Source organism: Clostridiales bacterium (assembly GCA_030016385.1).
Classification (GTDB): Bacteria; Bacillota; Clostridia; order Clostridiales; family Oxobacteraceae; genus JASEJN01.
This window is the reverse complement of record JASEJN010000007.1, coordinates 41,076-58,896: the sequence shown is the minus strand read 5'-3', so window position 1 is coordinate 58,896 and position 17,821 is coordinate 41,076. Positions and strand designations below refer to the sequence as shown.

The window sequence follows — 17,821 nt, the reverse complement described above, 5'->3', positions numbered from 1 at the left end:
AAATATATTTACACTCAATCGTAATCTAAAATTAATATGGGCTGTCTCAAAATAAGTTTTATATACAATATATTGATTTCACAAATTTGAGCTACTCAATATACTGTATCATCTCTTTATTTCAAGACAGCCTAATTTTAAACATATTTTCTCATGTGCTTTAACGCTGTTTTTTCGAGCCTTGATACCTGAGCCTGTGATATACCTATTTCTTCGGCGACCTCCATCTGGGTTCTTCCTTCAAAAAATCTCAATGTAAGTATTAGTTTTTCCCTGTCATTTAATTTTCTTAAGGCTTCCTTGATGGATATACCCTGCAGCCAGTTTTCATCCTGATTTTTTGTATCGCTTATCTGGTCCATTACAAAAATCGCATCTCCTCCATCATGGTATATTGGTTCAAACAGAGAAATAGGATCTTGAATGGCATCGAGGGCAAATACGATATCCTCTCGATCTATATCTAATTCTTTTGCTATTTCGCTTATATTCGGCTCCTTATTATTCTTATTTATCAGCCTATCCCTTACCTGTAAAGCCTTATATGCTATATCACGAAGAGATCTGCTCACCCTTATGGAATTGTTATCTCTTAAATATCTTCTTATTTCACCAATGATCATAGGCACAGCATATGTTGAGAATTTTACATTCTGGTTTAAGTCAAAGTTGTCTATCGCTTTTATAAGACCAATGCACCCTACTTGAAAGAGATCATCTACATATTCTCCCCTGTTGTTAAAACGCTGTATGACACTTAAAACAAGCCTTAGATTTCCCTTAATAAATTTGTCCCTTGCTTCGCTGTCACCATTATGCATCTTGATGAGAAGTTCCCTCATTTCATCATTTTTAAGAACCGGAAGCTTAGAAGTGTTTACACCGCATATCTCAACTTTATTGATTATCATGAAGTATCTCATCCCTTTCAGTTGTACTGATACTTTAATTATTACCTCGGGATGCTTTTTTATTCAAAAAAACCTCTGGTATATAATTCCTGAAAAGGAAAGTGGACAAGCACTTTTGTTGAAATATAAAACATGCAAACACACTTTAACTAAACCATTTTATTTATTTCTTTCTTAAGCCTTTTTATAATTCGCTTTTCTAATCTCGATATATATGATTGGGAAATTCCAAGCATATCTGCAACTTCCTTCTGAGTTTTCTCTCCTCCTCCGTAAAGCCCGAATCTAAGCTCCATTATTTTTTTCTCCCTGTTTGAAAGCTTTGTCATTGCTATACCCAGCAATTCTTTATCTACTTCATCTTCTATACAATGATAAATAAGGTCGTTATCGGTCCCGAGAATATCCGATAAAAGAAGTTCATTTCCGTCCCAATCGATATTCAACGGCTCATCGAATGATATCTCGGATCTCAATTTGCTGTTTCTCCTCAAATACATTAATATTTCATTTTCTATGCATCTTGATGCATAAGTGGCAAGCTTTATTTTTTTCTCAGGATCAAAGGTATTTACAGCTTTTATTAAGCCTATAGTCCCGATCGATATCAAATCTTCCACTCCTACTCCCGTATTTTCAAATTTTCTTGCGATATAAACTACCAGCCTCAGGTTTCTTTCTATCAATACAGTCCGTACGTCTCCGTTTCCTTCCTTAAGCTGCGATACGAGTTTCATTTCATCTTCTTTATTTAAAGGCGGAGGCAAAGCATCATTTCCACCCATATAATAAATGTATTTCGGATTTAATAGCTTGAACTTATTTAAGAAATGGACAAATTTTATTATGATATAAAATTTTACATTAGAGAAATTTAATTTCATGATCGTACCTCCTACCTTAATATTTCTGAATATAAAAGAGCATTATATTGCCCATCACTGGATATTTTATTGTTATAAATTCCTACTATTACATCTTTCAAAACCCTTTTGTTTTTCTTTTTTTGCGATACCAGCACGATGCTGTCAGGTTTAACGCCAATCAGCATCCCATTTTGCTTTCCAAGAGATGTAAAAGGTATCAACCTTATCCTGCATGCGATATCGTTTTCATTGCTGCCGTAAAGCGTAGCAAAATTGATATTGTTTTTCTCGCTTCCTGTAAACAATTTTGAAAATGCAGGCGGCAGGATAGGCTTTATGACATCATACTCAACTACGATAACCGGATTGTTCGTTATAGGATCTTTCAAACTGTTTCCTGTATCCAACATAGCATTAAAACTTGCGACTTTCTTATCGAGCTCGATAAATACGTTATAAATTATTCCTTCGTTATAAATCTTATCCTGTATATAATCCCAGCAAAATATCAAGAGCAGAGAAACAACGGCGAATGCCATTACAAGCAGCGATACGGGGAAATCTTTAATATAGAAAATGCCATTTGCTTCAGTTCCTTTACCGGTAAAGTAGAGAAATGCCAGTGCCGCTCCTCCAAATGCAAACGATATTATATAAAAAATCGATAAGACTTTGAAAAAATCTTTAAATTTCTCGGGAGTAAATGCGATAATTATCATAAGTATTGATACGGATACTTTCATCATCAGTGAGAAAAATACCTTGAGTGAAGGGAAAAAATATATTATTATATAGAAAGCTCCAATTATTGCTCCGGCAAACAGTTTTATTTTACTTGTCTTTATTTTTGATAATCTTGATGTGATGTTTAATATGAAAAAATTTATAATGAAGTTTTCAAATACAATAACATCTATGTACATCTTATCACCTTTAATTTTAATTTATTCTTTATGACTATTATACATAATTTAACTTCAAAATTATGTCAAATCATAGTGATAAAAAAAAAGAATATTTTCTATCTTTACGGCTTTGATTTCATTTTTTATGTATTTTCAACATAATATTTTTGCGAATAAAAAGAGGCTGTTGCACGATGAATAAAAAGTTCATCATGCAACAGCCTCTTTTTTATGGCTATTACTTTTCATTTCTCTTGTTTCTTCTCAGAAACGCGGGTATTTCAAGATTGCTATCATCAATGCCGGTACCGAAGTTCTCCAACTTCTTGCCGGGGAATTCTATGCCCATTTCCTTCTGCTCATCTTTGTCTTTATTCTTTTCAAAACCTGTTGCTATAACTGTTATCCTTATCTCGTCCTGGAGCTTTTCATCGATTACGGCTCCAAAAATTATGTTCGCATCAGGATCAGCAGCCTGAGATACGAGTTCGGCAGCTTCATTAACCTCGAACAGTCCTAAATTCGATCCTCCTGTAATATTCAAAAGTACCCCTGTAGCACCGTTTATGGAAGTTTCAAGAAGCGGACTATGTATTGCCTGCTTTGCAGCCTCGGCCGCCCTATTATCACCTGTTCCCCTGCCTACACCCATATGTGCCAGACCTGTATTGACCATTATAGTCTTAACATCTGCAAAATCCAGGTTAACAAGCCCGGGGATCGTTATCAAGTCGGATATACCCTGAACACCCTGTCTTAAAACATCATCGGCTATCTTAAATGCTTCAATTATCGACGCCTTTTTCTCAACCACCTGAAGGAGCCTTTCATTCGGGATAGTCACAAGAGTATCCACCTTGCTTCTCAATTCCTCAATGCCCTTTTCCGCATGGAGCATTCTTTTTCTTCCTTCAAATAAAAACGGCTTTGTGACGACTCCTACAGTTAATATTCCCAACTCTTTTGCCGCCTGAGCGACAACGGGAGCTGCACCGGTGCCTGTTCCGCCGCCCATGCCGGCGGTGATAAACACCATATCCGCGCCTTTAACGGCATCGCTAATCTGCTCTTTGCTTTCCTCGGCAGCTTTCTGTCCGATTTCAGGATTTGCCCCTGCTCCAAGTCCCTTTGTCAGCTTTTCTCCTATTTGTATTTTTAATGAAGCCTGGGACATACGCAATGCCTGCTTATCTGTATTTATCGCAATAAATTCAGCACCCTTAAGGCCAGAGCTTATCATTCTGTTTACAGCATTATTTCCACCGCCTCCAACACCTATTACCTTTATAGAAGCGAATTGTTCAGTGTCTACATCGAAATCCAACAAACTATTACCTCCTTTGATATATTATGCAGAAAGCACAGCCCATTATTTTAAAAGAAGTCTGTAAAAAAATCCTTTATTTTATTGATAAAATTACTACCATTATCTTTTTTGCTTTTTTTAAAAGCCGCCACATTTGTATCTTCATTATCATTTTCCCAGTTTCTTTCTAAAACGTTATACTTTTTCTTTGTCAATTTATACTTTACCATACCGGTCGCAGTAGAATATATCGGACTTGCAACTCCAATATAATTTGGGACTCCTATTCTAATCGGAAGCCCTATTATGGAATTGCCCACCTCTGCCGACCCCTTTATAAATGAAAGTCCGCCGCCTGTCAGGACGATACCGGCAGATAACGAACTCTTAAGGCTCGATAACTCCAGCTCTCTATTTACAAGATAGTATATTTCCTGAACTCTTGCCTCGATTATATCTGTCAGGCTACTTATTGAAATAGTTTTTGCATTGCTTGCCGCTGCTCTATTATTTACAGATATATCCTCAGCAGAATCAATCATCGATAATGAAGCACAACCATACTGCCTCTTTAAAGCTTCGGCTTCAGATAGAGGAATCTTGAGACCTATCGATATATCATTTGTTATATGATTACCGCCTACGGGTATCAATTTCGTATATATAAGATTGCCATCTTTGAATATGGATATATCGGTTACTTCTCCCCCCACGTCGATAAGGGCAACCCCAAGCTCCTTTTCATCCTTGCTTAAAACAACCTCACCTGACGATAGTGGATCGATAACTATACCTGAAACATTGATGTTGCATCTTTCAACGCTCTTGACCAGATTTTGCACGGTCGATGTCGTAGCAATCAATAAATATACATCTACTTCAAGACGCACTGCAACCATACCTACAGGATCCTTTATTCCCTCATATCCATCGACGATAAATTGCAGCGGTATCGCATCTACTATTTCCATATCAACAGGTATATCGGCAATTCTTGCATTTTGTATAACACGTTCTACGTCTTCTTCTGATATTTCTCTATCGTCACCAGAAACTGCGATAACACCTCTGTTTTTAAAAAGCGATACATGTCCGCCGGCAATATTTATATATGCCGACTTTATTCCCATTCCCGACATGCGCTCTGCTTGCTCAACAGAATCCGATATCGCCTTTGCAGCATTATCTATATCTATAATGATACCTTTTTTTATACCCTTGCATTCTGCAGTTCCTACTCCCAGTATCTGCATCTGGTTATTTTTATTAAGTTCACCCAAAATAGTGCATACCTTTGATGAGCCTATATCTATTCCTGCTACTATTTCATTCATTATAATATATTTCCCCCCTAAGCAGTCCTCCTTCGCTATTAATTCAACACGAAGTAAAATTATCCTTTTTTATTTTGCATAATTTTATAAATATAATCATTTTACTGTCTTGGCATAATTAAAGTTTATAGCGCTCCCATATTTCGGTATTGTAATAGATTTTTCCTCTCTTACGCTTACCTGCATCTTTCTGTAATCTTCCATTTCTTTAAATATGCTACCATCTTTATCCAGAGCGAAAGAAAGGGTCTTTGGATCGCCTATAGCCTTAATATTAAACGGAGGCACCAAAAGCTCGTTATTGACTCTTATGGATGGCCCTTCACAGGTAAATTCCGTGCTGCCTATAATCCTCTGTCCGTTTATAGAAATAGCTTCAGCACCTGCGTTTTTAAGCTCCCATATAAGATTTTTCAAATCGTCATCATGAACTATATATATAACCGCAATATCTCTGTTTTTTACTTCATTGGCAAATAAGCTATCCGAAATCGATAACGTAATCCCGGGACCCTTTACATCTGTAAACCCCGAATTAAACTCGTTGTCTTTGAGTTCTTCTTCAAGCTGGTCGATTGTATCTTTTACGGACTCGCTGTTGTACTGATACCTGTAAACCTTATTTTCAAGATCACTCTTTTTGTTTTCCAGTTTGCTTATTTCATTATTCAATTGTGCGATCTCAAGAGACATCTGCTGGTAACTCTGAAATGTAAGTATACCCCTTGGCGTTACCTTCCCTGGCTTAAATTGGGAAGCCAGCAAAAAACCCAGTATTGTGGCGACTAAAAAAATAAGCAGTTTAGACTCATCGTACTTCATCACCATGTCCCCCAGACTGAATGGTGTCATCATTTTTACTTTTCTTTTTATTTCTGATATTTTCTATAATATCTCTTCTCATAACAGCGAAGTTCTGGAACAGCCTTCCTCCGAATACTATAACAGCAGCAAGGAAAATAGGAACATTTAACCTATCGCCTAGGTAAGTCAATCCTGCTGCAAGTATTGCATTCCCAAAAAAACCCGACATAAATATATCCGTATCAAATTTATTTTCAATACTTGCTCTTATTCCCCCGAAGACAGAATCTAAACAAGCTAATATGGCAACAGACATATATGAAGAATAATTTTGTAAATTAAGAGGTAAAAAAATTCCCAATATTAATCCTATAAGAAGTCCGATTACAGGTATCATTTACTCACCCTCTTTTGCATTTATAGCATATTTCATTTCTATTATGCCGTTATATTTTAATATTTTAATTTTATTGGACTTTTGTATCTTTACATTTATGCCTGCTGTTTCAAGTCCTTCCTTTACTCCGGCCGCAATATTTAAACCCGTCTCCAAAGCTGTAGGATCGCCTATGGCCTTTATTTCAAAATCCTGAAGGCCGGACCATTTTTGCCCGTTTATCGAAATATTTGATCCTACGTCCCTTATAAATGAGGCGCCTATTATCCTCTGCCCATTTATGGAAATAGCTTCAGCACCGCATGCATTCAGCTCGTTTATGACTGCAGATATATCTGAACTGTTTATCGATGCAGGAATACTGTTTTCACTATTTAGATTCGAATTAATCGGCGATAACTTAATATCCACTCCGGGTCCTTCGACATTTGTAAGCCCTGCGACTGTTCTTATATTATCGAGTTCATCCTTCATCTGTTTTGCCATGCCATTTGCCGTGCCTGCATTCTTTTCATATTGTTCGACTTTTCCTTCAAGGCTTGCCACTTCTTTTTCAAGTGAATCCTTTTGCTTCTGCATATCTTCCAACTTCCCCTGAAGTTCATCAACCTGGCTGTTTTTATAAAAACTGGCTATGTTTTTGGCATTTTGAAATTGATACGCCAACATCAGTCCAAGTATAATGCATACAAGAGCAATACATAACTGCGCCTTTAAATATTTCATATCTAATTCCTCCTAAACTAATCAGGCTTAAAAACAGGATTTCCATCGAAGCTTACATCAAGTGTGCCCTTTAGGCCCTTTCCCTTTAAATCCTTTTCTATTATAGTCCTCGCCTGATAAAGTTTGTTATCAATATTTTCAGTGGTGCCGATTAAAACATCAACGTTATAATTTGTTTTAATATAAATAGAAAGCAAATTTTTAATATCCACTTCATTAATTATACCAGATAAATTGTACCTTGTAATACTGTCAAATATTATTTTTAATGTATCTAATTGCCTTTCATCGTTTATATCGATAACTTTATTTTTTTCTATGCTCTTTATGCCAAGACCCGTCAGCATGGGTAGTTTTATATTATTATTTCTATCGATTATATCCATCACTACCCCATTTCTGTCCAGTATCAAATATTTATTTTCGAATTTAACTATGCAAACGCTTTTTCTCTCTTCTACCATTATTCTCACGCTACCCAAGAGATTTCGTTTTATTTTACAGTCAGAGATATAAGAATTCCTCAATATATTTTTTTTAATCGCGTAAGTATTCATCCTCAATAGGTTGTCCCCTATTTTGATGCCCGATAAGTCGACGATTCTTTTTGCTTCAATTGTATTATTCCCGCTGACAGAAATATCGGCAACCTTTAGTACCGGCTTTTCAAACAAAAAAACGACGGCAGCAGAGATAAGCATGATGATTAAAATTATCTTGAATCTGAGTTTTCTTTTTCTTATGCGTTTTTGTATATCTGTATATGTTATAAAAATCACTCCAGTCAATGGGTTGTCCAAAATCATATATTGTAAAAACGGCAGCAAAAGCTGCCTATTCTTTTGTTATATCTGCTCCCAATTGCAGCAAAGATAAATTTAAGTTTTCGTAGCCTCTGTCTATATGTTCCGTATTATCGACAATTGTCCTGCCTTCTGCACATAATCCGGCGATAACGAGAGCCGCTCCGCCTCTTAAATCTTTTGCCGAAACTTCCGTCCCTGTAAGATTCCTCTTGCCCTTTACGACTGCTATTCTACCATCAACTCTGATATCCGCACCCATGGATACGAGGTCATCAACATGTTTAAACCTGTTTTCAAATACCGTCTCGATTATCATGGATGTTCCATCGGCAATAGATAAAAGCGACATCAAAGGTGCCTGTATGTCCGTAGGAAATCCTGGATAAGGCAATGTCCTTACTATATCTAATGCCTTAACGCGCTCAGGCGCCACCATATATGCCATGTTGCCATAAGTCTTGAATGTACAGCCGCTTTCTTTTAATTTAAATATAATGGGACGTATATGTTCAATATTAACATCAACAAGATTAACGCTTCCGCCGGTTGCCGCCGCTGCAATCAAGTATGTCCCGGCGACTATTCTATCAGGTATTATAGTGTGTTCACCGCTTGTTAAATGTTTTACGCCCTCAATTATTATATTATCGGTTCCAGCACCCTCTATATTAGCTCCAATCTTATTTAAAAAATTTTGAAGATCGACTATTTCCGGCTCTTTGGCGGCATTTGCTATTATGGTTGTACCTTTTGCATACACCGCTGCAAGCAATATATTTTCAGTAGCGCCCACACTTGGATAATCCAAATGTATTTTAGAACCCTTGATTTCGTCTGCTTCACAGTAGATATAGCCGTTATGCTCCTCCACTCTTACGCCTAATTTTTCAAGGCCTTTTAAATGCAGATCTATAGGCCTTGGTCCAATATCACAGCCTCCGGGAAAACAAATTATTGCTTTTTTTACTCTTGATACGAGCGCTCCCAGCAAGACAATGGATGAGCGTGTCTTTCGAACCAGTTCATCAGGCACTTTATAGCCCATATCACCCGATGAATCTACCGTAACTACTTTACCCTCTCTCTTTACTTTACAACCCAAGGATCTTAATATTTCAATCATTATTTCGGCATCTTTTAAAACAGGACAATTATATATAACACTTTCCCTGCCGCTTAAAATCGTAGCTGCAAAGATGGGAAGAACAGAATTCTTTGCTCCGCTTACTCTTAATTGACCCTGGAGCCTTCTTCCGCCATTTATAATATATTTACCCAAGATAACACCCCCGAAAGCCGCAATTGCATTAGGATATATTACATATTATATTATGCAGCCATTTATGCGAGTGTTCCTTGCAGTATTCCATATGCCAAGCTAAAATCCATTCCCTTGTACTACAAGTTACCATAATATTTTTATTTTATATCTTATTAGACCTTCCATATCTCGATATGTTAAGCAAAACGCCTACCGCAGCCATCATAAATATCAGAGATGAACCTCCGGCACTTATAAACGGAAGAGGTATCCCTGTTATAGGCATCGAAGATGTGGCAACCGCTATATTAATTATCGCCTGTACTGCAATCAACGATATTATGCCCGCAGCTAAAAGGCATCCGAACGTATCGACTGCATTCAGGGCAATCTTTATGCCCCTCCATGTCAATACCAAGAATAAAATTATGACAGCCGTCGTCCCTAAAAAGCCCAATTCCTCTCCGATTATTGAAAATATAAAATCGTTTTGCGGCTCGGGTATATAGAAAAATTTCTGATGCGATTTTCCAAGCCCTGCACCTGTCAAGCCCCCGGAGCCAAGAGCAAATAAAGATTGTATCGCCTGGTATCCCGTATCCATCGGATCTTTCCATGGATCCAGAAAAGCAGTGAGCCTTTTGAGCCTATATGGTTCAGTTACCGTGAACAAGACAGCAGCAGCGCCTCCTGCAAGAGCAAGCATAGCTAAATGGGATCCCCTCGCGCCTGCCACTATCAGCATTAAAAACACCACAATAAGTACTGAGCCCGCAACGCTCAGGTTGGGCTCTATAAGTATGAGTCCAAATACTATTCCCCCGACTATGATATACGGAAGAATACCATATGTGAAAGATTTTATTTTGCCTTTTTTTTTACTCATACTGCCGGCTAAATATAATATGACGGAAAACTTGGCAATTTCGGAAGGCTGGAAACCCAGAGAATCTCCTCCCATGCCTATCCACCTGCGTGCATGGTTTTTTTCCGGCATAAACAATACTATGATCAACAATATTATGGATAACAAAAGAAGGGGTTTAGCAAATCTCTTGAGCTTATGATAATCATAGTTCATCGTGAAAATCATTCCTATAAAGCCTATTCCCGCCCATGCAAGCTGCCTTTTCAAAGTAAAATAGGCATCATGCTGATAAGTAAAATCGGCAACGGAACTTGCGCTGAATACCATAACAAGTCCTATGCACAGCAGTATCAAAACCGTTATCATAAGTACAAAATCACAAGACCCTCTTTTTTTGGTCAATTAACCGTCCTCCTAAAAATATGTTTGCAATCAATAAATAATATGTTATAAAAGCCCTAATAATCCTACCAAGCAGAACAACACCGTAACTATTCCAAAAACCGATACAATCTTGCTTTCATTCCATCCTGAAAGTTCAAAGTGATGGTGCAGGGGACTCATTTTAAAAATTCTTTTGCCGGTTAGTTTGTATGAAGCTACCTGTAATATTACTGAAAGCGCCTCTACGACATATATTATTCCGGCTATAGGCAGATATAGCGTCAATCCGGTTAATACGGAAAGCGCAGCTATCAAGCCTCCTAATGCCAAAGATCCGGTATCGCCCATAAATACCTGGGCTGGATAGGAATTATACCTTAAAAATCCAAGGCACCCTCCTGCTCCTGCGGCAGCTAAAACCGCAAGTTCATCCTTATTAAGCGACAGACATACAAAAACAAAAAATAATAGTACGACCATTGTAACCGATGACGCCAAACCGTCAAGTCCGTCTGTAAGGTTGACGCTGTTTGTAGTTCCTATTATTACAAATACCGTAAACGGCATGTACCACATTCCCAAATCGATATAGTTTCCGGTAAACGGTACCAAAAGTTTGCTTCCTATCAAAGGGTTATTATATGCATAATATGCGAGTATAACAGCAAAAATAAACTGGCTTATTATTTTTTGATACGGCCTTAGTCCAAGGGATCTTTTTTTGATTATTCCTATGCTGTCGTCAAGAAGACCTATAAGCCCGTACCCCAGTGTGGTTATCATGGCTATTGCATATATGCTGTCGAATTTTCCATTTACGATTATCGTGGATAATATTATAGTCAATATTATTAAAATCCCGCCCATCGTGGGTGTTCCGGACTTTTTCAAATGTGATCTCGGACCATCTTCTCTTATGTTCTGCCCGAACTTCAGTACTTTCAAAATAGGTATTATCACCGGGCCAAGAATCAACCCGGCAAATGCGCTTATTAATATCGAATAAATAATTCTGTTCATTTATAATCCTTCCTAGTTAGCTGATTTTAAAATATCTCTTACAATCTCTCTTTCATCAAAGTGTATCGTTTTATCCTTAAGAATCTGATACGTCTCATGTCCCTTGCCTGCTATCACTACGACATCATCTGCTTTAGCAAGCCCTATTGCCTCTTTTATCGCTTCTTTTCTGTCTGCGATCACCTTATAATCATGCGTTGCCTTTTTTATTCCCGGCAAAATGTCATCTATTATGGCATCTGGGTCTTCGGATCTTGGATTGTCTGAAGTCACCATGCAAAAATCCGAAAGCCTGCCTGCGATCTCGCCCATAATCGGCCTTTTGGTTTTATCCCTGTCTCCTCCGCATCCGAACACAGTGATGATATGCCCTTTTACATATTCTTTTACAGTATTTAATATATTCAAAAGTCCGTCAGGTGTATGCGCATAATCGATTATAACTGTAAAACCCTTATCACTTTTTATTACTTCGGATCTTCCTGGTATTCCCTTAATGCTTTCGAGCCCCTTTTTTATCGTGCTTAATGGAACGCCTTCATATATGCAGGCAGATGCTGCCGCCAGGGCGTTGTAGACATTGAACCTCCCAGGTAGAGGCAAATTGACTTTTATGCTCTCTTCCTTATAATTTATTTTGAAAATTGAAAACGTCGATGTGATCTCAATATCGCACGCCGTCACATCAGCCTTATTATTCACAGAATAACTGGCTACAGGTATTTTTATTTTTTTAATTACATCATCGCTGTAGTTGTCATCAATATTAACAGCGGCAATCTTTGATTGGTTAAAAAGCTTTACCTTGGCATTCAGATAGTTTTCAAATGTTTTATGGAAATCCAGATGATCCCTTGTTAAATTTGTAAATATCCCTACATTAAAAAAGCATCCGTATACCCTCTCCAGTGCTAATGAATGTGAAGATACTTCCATCACACAATAGTCGGTGTGTAAACCAGCCATCTTATAAAACATTTTTTGAAGGTCATATGATTCAGGCGTCGTCCTCTTGGATTCAATTTTTTTATCGCCTATTATATTTGAAATGGTTCCTATAAGTCCAACTTTATAACCCTGCTGCTCCAGTATCGATTTTATCATATATGTGGTCGTCGTCTTGCCATTCGTACCTGTCACGCCAATAAGTTTCAACTTTTTGGAAGGGTAGCAGAAATATGCGGCGGATATTATGGCAAGTGCCTTCCTTGTATCATCGACCTTTACAAATGTTATTCCTTCATGATATGGTATATCATTTTGGACTAGTACCGCGGCTGCACCTTTTTTTACAGCATCCTGGATATATTTGTGTCCATCGGTTTTAAATCCGCAAATGCATACAAAAATATTACCCATCTCAACCTGCCTTGAATCGTAAGCGATGCCCGTTATATCGATATCAATGGGACCTCTTACCTTGGCATTATTTAAATCAGCAATCAATTCAGATAGATTCATTTTTTCCTCCATAAATTAAAAATTTCATATTGACGGCTTTTGTAAAATCTTCGATTCGTAATATGAGCTTATTTATGACTGATTTCAAATTGCGAATTGAAGTTGCAAAATATCTCCCGCCTTAAAGCTTTAGCGATGGAATAAAGTCTCATATCCCATCGCTAGAATTAATCTAAATACATTTCAAAATCAACATCTATGGTTGTTCCCTTTTTTACTTCCTGACCGGGCTCCGGTTTTTGATCCGTAACCATTCCCTCACCATTGGGTTTGATTTTCAATCCTACGGATTTTAAAATATCGGATGCCTCTTTATCATCTTTCCCTGTTAAGTCCGGCACAACCACTTTATCATTATAATTCCCGCTACTTCCCATGTAAAGTATTATTTTGGAGCCTGCCTTCACTGACATTCCAGGCCTTGGCAGCATATCCGAGACTACATTTCCCTCGCCTTTTGCTTCAACTGTGAAACCATCGCTCTTAAGTTTGTTTATTGCCTGACTCTTTGATAATCCCGATACATTGGGAACTATTACATCTATTGATGATTTTGCACTATTATCAGGAGGTATATTCAAACTTATAAATAAATCCTTAAAAATCTGTCCTGCCACAGGTGCAACTATCTGGCCGGCATAATACTTTGAAGGATCAGGCTCATCTATTGATACATAAACGACAAACTTAGGGTTATCGATAGGTGCTATGCCTACAAATGATGCCACATACTTCCCATGTACATAAGATCCGTTCATGGCTTTCTGCGCCGTACCGGTTTTGCCCCCTATTCTGTATCCCTCAACATATGCTTTATGGCCTCCACCTATGCTGATTACCGACTCAAGGTATCCCCTCATTTTTTTTGCGACATCTTCGCTTATTACTTGTTTTTCTACAACCTGTTTCACATCTTTTTTATCGGTAATGTTTCCATCTTTGTCGGTTGTAACAATGCTCTTCACGAGACGTGGTTTAACCATTTTGCCGTTATTGGCTATGGCCGCATATGTCGATACCATCTGAATCGGAGTAACGACTATTCCCTGTCCGAAAGCTATATTTGCAAGTTCAACAGGCCCTACTTTTTTAATGGGCATCTTGATTCCCGTTTCTTCAAAATTCACATCTATTCCTGTTTTCGCACCAAAGCCATATGCATCGATATATTTATATAATAAATCTTTCCCCAGCCTTTCCCCAAGGATCATGAAACCTACATTGCAGGAATTCTGTATTATCTGGGCAAAAGTCTGAACTCCATGGCCTCCATATTTCCAGCAGTGCATCGTCGTACCTGCAACAGTTTTGCTTCCGTTACATACAAACCTATCGTTGTCGCTTACTTTTCCCTCGCTTAATGCTGCGGTTGCCGTAACCACTTTGAATATGGACCCAGGTTCGTATGTAAATGTCACAGCCCTGTTGTTCCATAGCTTTTGAACCTCTTTAAAATCTGTAAGATTTCCCATATTCCTGGGGTCGTTCGGATTAAAATCCGGCTTGCTCGCCATCGCAAGTATATCTCCTGTAGACGGGTCCATTACAATAGCCGTGACAGCTTTTGCCTTATTGACAACCAAAGCATCTTCTATGGCTTTTTCTACATATAGCTGCACACTTTCATCTATAGTAAGTTGGATATCTTTACCATCAATAGGATCTATATATTTCGATATATTATAGGGAAGCTGCCTTCTGTACAAATCCGCCTCCATTATGATTCTGCCGGGTGTGCCTTTGAGTTCCTTATCATATTTGAGTTCAACGCCTTCCTGTCCATCCCCGTCTATATTCGTAAATCCGAGCACCTGTGAAAGAAGGTTGCCGTTGGGATAATATCGCTTTGAGTCATCCGATATCACAATACCGGGAAGATCCAGCTCTCTTATCTTCTTTGCCTGGCTGTCATCTATTCTCCTTTTTATAGTGACACTATTAATGGGATTTCCATTGGACAATTTTTTATTGAGAAGTTTTAGCAAATCCTCCTCTTTGTCTCCAAGTATTTCTGAAAGTTTGCTCGCTATCTGCTGTTTTATGTCTTTATTTTCCTTTTCTGCATTTAAAACATCCTTCATAAAGACGTCGACACGTTCGCAACTTGCGCTTACCGCAAGTTCCGCACCGTTTCTATCGAGTATCTTTCCTCTCTTGGCATCTATTTTGACGTCATTTGTCCACTGCTCATTGGCAAGGTTATAAAGTTCGCGCCCGCGTACTAATTGTATCCATCCGAGCCTCACGATCAGTGCAAACATAATAAAAAATATTATTATAAAAAGCAATACCAACCTTTTCCTTACAGTCAGGTTAATATTTGAATTATTGATCCCTCCCAAAATCTTGCCTCCTTTAAAAGACTAATTGAACATACCGATAAACCTTTCAAGAAAGCTCACCCCTTTAGTTGAGTTGCTAGTTTTATTATCCTTGGCATTCTTACCCGCATCAGCAATTTGTATATGTACGATATTTGAACCATCGGGGCGAATCATATTGAGTTTTGAAGTCGCATATTTTTCTATTTGTGTTATATCAGAATGCTCCATCAATTCTATCGATAATTCTTCATTGATTTTCTGCTTGGAATCCAACTCGGATTTCAATTCGTTGCATTCATTATTCAAGCTTAAAATCATCGCATATCTTCCAACTATGAGCATTCCTGCGGCAAATAACAAAATAACAACAAATAGTGATTTCAGTTTCCTTTTCAATTGACCGGCACTATTTTTGTTTATTTTCCTTTGCTTTTTCTCTTCTGGATCATACCTTTTATATTTATAAGCATTATTCCCGTATACGGGATATTCAAAACTGTTATCCGCTTTTTTAACTACTATCAAATTTATTCACCCCTTTAAAAATTTAGAACAATTCACAGCTTTTGAGCAACTCTTAGTTTTGCACTTCTGGCTCTCGGGTTCTCATTCAATTCTGTCTCGCCCGGTGTAATCGGCTTTTTAGTAATCACTTTGATAACAGGCTTTTTATTGCATACGCAAACAGGAAAATCAGGAGGACATGTACATGGATTCTCGTATTTCTTAAAAGAGTTTTTTACTATTCTGTCTTCCAGTGAATGAAATGTAATAATGCATAATCTTCCATCTTTATTTAAAACGTCGATAATATCCGGTATCGCATTACTTATTTCATCCAATTCCCCGTTTACTGCTATTCTTATTGCCTGAAATGTCCTTTTCGCCGGATGAGGGCCTCTTCTCCTTGCCGAAGAAGGTATGGCTTTTTTTATTATATCCACGAGTTCAAAAGTAGTTGTTATCGGATGTTTTTCCCTTTCATTTACTATAAATTCTGAAATCCTTGAAGCCCATCTTTCTTCCCCGTAATTTGTAATGATATCCTTAAGCTGCTCCTTGGTATAGTTATTGACGATAAATCCTGCTGTAATTGACGAATCGCTATCCATCCTCATATCCAAAGGCGCATTATTCATATAACTGAAGCCCCTTTTGGCATCATCCAGCTGAGGTGAAGATACACCGAGATCCAGCAATACCCCATCGACCTTATCGACGCCATTATCTTTAAGCACATTTTTAATATTGCTAAACTTGCTGTGTACTAAAATCACTCTGTCTTTATATTCGTTTAATCTGCCATATGACGCGTTTATAGCGTTTATGTCACGGTCTATGCCTATTAACCTGCCCTTATCGTTCAGTCTTTTCAATATTTCAATAGAATGACCGGCACCTCCGATAGTTCCATCTACATATATGCCATCAGGTTTCCATACTAAATTGTCTATTGTCTCTCTCAGCATCACAGGTACATGTAAAAACTCCATGATAATCATCCCTTACTATATTCCAAGCTGTGACATTTTATCGGCAATCTCATCAAAATCGATATTTGAATTATTGTATTGTTCCCAATTTTCCCTGCTCCATATCTCAAATCTTGTTGCCACACCGATAGTTACGACATCCTTTTTTATATTCGCATATTCCAAAAGGTTAGCAGGAATTACAAACCTGCCCTGCTTATCGAGTTCACAATCACTTGCCCCGGAAAAAATAAATCTTACAAAGGCTCTTGCATCTTTGCTTGTAAGCGGCAAAGCTTTCAGTTTCTGCTCCAAGTTTGCCCATTCACCCATAGGATATGCATACAAACAACTATCCAGTCCTTTTGTTATGACGAATTTTTCCCCTAATTCATCCCTGAATTTTGATGGTACTATTATTCTATTTTTGCTATCAATAGAATGCTGGTACTCGCCTATGAACATCTTTTCCTCCTAGGGATTGTTCTCCACTTTACACCACTTATAACCACTTTCTATTTTTATTCTATACGAAAGGCTAAATTCCTTCTACTTTTTAAAATAAAAAAATATGTATTTGGACGGGTTCTTATTTTATATTGACTGTTTGGAGAGGCATGTCCAATTCATGCAGGGAACCATATTTAACGTTTACGGGCATAAAAAAAGAGTTCAATATATGAACTCAATCATTTATACCTGCCATTTTACATTTAAGGCCTTATGGCAACATTTATATTCGAACCCTTTACATTCGCACTCTCTTTATAATATTTTACTATAAGCAAATCAAGCTTTAAACTAATCGCATAGACTTCACTGTTGTTATTGTTATCCATTGCTGCATACAATCTTTCTTTAAGACTCTCTATATCGCGCAATAACATTTTATCACCACCGTAAAAAATAATGAAAATACATTCTCAAAATTTGATTGATAAACCTTATAGTAGAATTATCGGCTAATTATTTCATT

Annotated in this window: 18 protein-coding genes; all 18 read right to left on the bottom strand. The window is 37.6% G+C overall.

Features of this window, described 5'->3' with window-relative positions:
• Window positions 1-137: 137 nt before the first annotated feature.
• The gene (gene sigG, locus QME45_03160) at window positions 138-911 is read right to left on the bottom strand and encodes an RNA polymerase sporulation sigma factor SigG (protein MDI6617661.1); all 774 of its coding nucleotides are present in this window, start codon (window positions 909-911) and stop codon (window positions 138-140) included.
• A 149-nt stretch (window positions 912-1,060) separates the two neighbouring features.
• Window positions 1,061-1,795 (bottom strand): RNA polymerase sporulation sigma factor SigE, encoded by a 735-nt coding sequence (gene sigE, locus QME45_03155; GenBank protein MDI6617660.1) that lies wholly within the window; start codon window positions 1,793-1,795, stop codon window positions 1,061-1,063.
• Window positions 1,796-1,806: 11 nt separating this feature from the next.
• Window positions 1,807-2,700, bottom strand: coding sequence for a sigma-E processing peptidase SpoIIGA (spoIIGA, locus tag QME45_03150; GenBank protein ID MDI6617659.1), 894 nt, complete (start codon window positions 2,698-2,700; stop codon window positions 1,807-1,809).
• A gap of 220 nt (window positions 2,701-2,920) precedes the next feature.
• Window positions 2,921-4,009, bottom strand: coding sequence for a cell division protein FtsZ (gene ftsZ / locus QME45_03145; protein ID MDI6617658.1), 1,089 nt, complete (start codon window positions 4,007-4,009; stop codon window positions 2,921-2,923).
• A gap of 47 nt (window positions 4,010-4,056) precedes the next feature.
• Window positions 4,057-5,322 (bottom strand): cell division protein FtsA, encoded by a 1,266-nt coding sequence (ftsA, locus tag QME45_03140; protein ID MDI6617657.1) that lies wholly within the window; start codon window positions 5,320-5,322, stop codon window positions 4,057-4,059.
• A 96-nt stretch (window positions 5,323-5,418) separates the two neighbouring features.
• On the bottom strand, window positions 5,419-6,144 hold the full coding sequence (locus QME45_03135; GenBank protein ID MDI6617656.1) for a DUF881 domain-containing protein: 726 nt from the start codon (window positions 6,142-6,144) through the stop codon (window positions 5,419-5,421).
• The gene (locus QME45_03130) at window positions 6,131-6,523 is read right to left on the bottom strand and encodes a small basic family protein (protein ID MDI6617655.1); all 393 of its coding nucleotides are present in this window, start codon (window positions 6,521-6,523) and stop codon (window positions 6,131-6,133) included. Before QME45_03130 ends, QME45_03135 begins: the two co-directional genes overlap by 14 nt.
• Window positions 6,524-7,249, bottom strand: a complete 726-nt coding sequence (locus tag QME45_03125) for a DUF881 domain-containing protein (GenBank protein ID MDI6617654.1) — start codon at window positions 7,247-7,249, stop codon at window positions 6,524-6,526. It lies immediately after the preceding gene.
• Between the two features lie 17 nt (window positions 7,250-7,266).
• Entirely contained in the window at window positions 7,267-8,028 is a 762-nt protein-coding gene (locus QME45_03120) for an FtsQ-type POTRA domain-containing protein (GenBank protein ID MDI6617653.1), read from the bottom strand.
• 55 nt (window positions 8,029-8,083) lie between these two features.
• A complete protein-coding gene (gene murA, locus QME45_03115) occupies window positions 8,084-9,334 on the bottom strand; it encodes a UDP-N-acetylglucosamine 1-carboxyvinyltransferase (GenBank protein MDI6617652.1) in 1,251 nt (416 codons plus the stop codon).
• Window positions 9,335-9,479: 145 nt separating this feature from the next.
• Window positions 9,480-10,550: a stage V sporulation protein E gene (gene spoVE, locus QME45_03110; protein ID MDI6617651.1), complete on the bottom strand. Its 1,071-nt coding sequence runs from the start codon at window positions 10,548-10,550 to the stop codon at window positions 9,480-9,482.
• An 81-nt stretch (window positions 10,551-10,631) separates the two neighbouring features.
• A complete protein-coding gene (gene mraY, locus QME45_03105) occupies window positions 10,632-11,588 on the bottom strand; it encodes a phospho-N-acetylmuramoyl-pentapeptide-transferase (GenBank protein ID MDI6617650.1) in 957 nt (318 codons plus the stop codon).
• 12 nt (window positions 11,589-11,600) lie between these two features.
• Window positions 11,601-13,049 carry a UDP-N-acetylmuramoyl-L-alanyl-D-glutamate--2,6-diaminopimelate ligase gene (locus QME45_03100; GenBank protein MDI6617649.1) on the bottom strand — a complete coding sequence of 483 codons (1,449 nt, stop codon included), beginning with the start codon at window positions 13,047-13,049 and terminating at the stop codon, window positions 11,601-11,603.
• Window positions 13,050-13,216: 167 nt separating this feature from the next.
• Window positions 13,217-15,391 carry a stage V sporulation protein D gene (locus QME45_03095; GenBank protein MDI6617648.1) on the bottom strand — a complete coding sequence of 725 codons (2,175 nt, stop codon included), beginning with the start codon at window positions 15,389-15,391 and terminating at the stop codon, window positions 13,217-13,219.
• Window positions 15,392-15,412: 21 nt separating this feature from the next.
• Window positions 15,413-15,898, bottom strand: a complete 486-nt coding sequence (locus tag QME45_03090; GenBank protein MDI6617647.1) for a cell division protein FtsL — start codon at window positions 15,896-15,898, stop codon at window positions 15,413-15,415.
• Window positions 15,899-15,930: 32 nt separating this feature from the next.
• On the bottom strand, window positions 15,931-16,866 hold the full coding sequence (gene rsmH, locus QME45_03085; protein ID MDI6617646.1) for a 16S rRNA (cytosine(1402)-N(4))-methyltransferase RsmH: 936 nt from the start codon (window positions 16,864-16,866) through the stop codon (window positions 15,931-15,933).
• Between the two features lie 15 nt (window positions 16,867-16,881).
• The gene (gene mraZ, locus QME45_03080; protein MDI6617645.1) at window positions 16,882-17,310 is read right to left on the bottom strand and encodes a division/cell wall cluster transcriptional repressor MraZ; all 429 of its coding nucleotides are present in this window, start codon (window positions 17,308-17,310) and stop codon (window positions 16,882-16,884) included.
• Between the two features lie 248 nt (window positions 17,311-17,558).
• A complete protein-coding gene (locus tag QME45_03075) occupies window positions 17,559-17,732 on the bottom strand; it encodes an aspartyl-phosphate phosphatase Spo0E family protein (protein MDI6617644.1) in 174 nt (57 codons plus the stop codon).
• Window positions 17,733-17,821: the final 89 nt, after the last annotated feature.

Coding starts and splice junctions, on each gene's coding strand:
- sigE (MDI6617660.1), bottom strand. CDS start 1,795: ATGAAATTAAATTTCTCTAATGTAAAATTTTATATCATAATAAAATTT.
- ftsA (MDI6617657.1), bottom strand. CDS start 5,322: ATGAATGAAATAGTAGCAGGAATAGATATAGGCTCATCAAAGGTATGC.
- QME45_03130 (MDI6617655.1), bottom strand. CDS start 6,523: ATGATACCTGTAATCGGACTTCTTATAGGATTAATATTGGGAATTTTT.
- QME45_03135 (MDI6617656.1), bottom strand. CDS start 6,144: ATGAAGTACGATGAGTCTAAACTGCTTATTTTTTTAGTCGCCACAATA.
- QME45_03125 (MDI6617654.1), bottom strand. CDS start 7,249: ATGAAATATTTAAAGGCGCAGTTATGTATTGCTCTTGTATGCATTATA.
- QME45_03100 (MDI6617649.1), bottom strand. CDS start 13,049: ATGAATCTATCTGAATTGATTGCTGATTTAAATAATGCCAAGGTAAGA.
- QME45_03075 (MDI6617644.1), bottom strand. CDS start 17,732: ATGTTATTGCGCGATATAGAGAGTCTTAAAGAAAGATTGTATGCAGCA.
- spoVE (MDI6617651.1), bottom strand. CDS start 10,550: ATGATAACGGTTTTGATACTGCTGTGCATAGGACTTGTTATGGTATTC.
- sigG (MDI6617661.1), bottom strand. CDS start 911: ATGATAATCAATAAAGTTGAGATATGCGGTGTAAACACTTCTAAGCTT.
- mraY (MDI6617650.1), bottom strand. CDS start 11,588: ATGAACAGAATTATTTATTCGATATTAATAAGCGCATTTGCCGGGTTG.
- mraZ (MDI6617645.1), bottom strand. CDS start 17,310: ATGTTCATAGGCGAGTACCAGCATTCTATTGATAGCAAAAATAGAATA.
- spoIIGA (MDI6617659.1), bottom strand. CDS start 2,700: ATGTACATAGATGTTATTGTATTTGAAAACTTCATTATAAATTTTTTC.
- rsmH (MDI6617646.1), bottom strand. CDS start 16,866: ATGGAGTTTTTACATGTACCTGTGATGCTGAGAGAGACAATAGACAAT.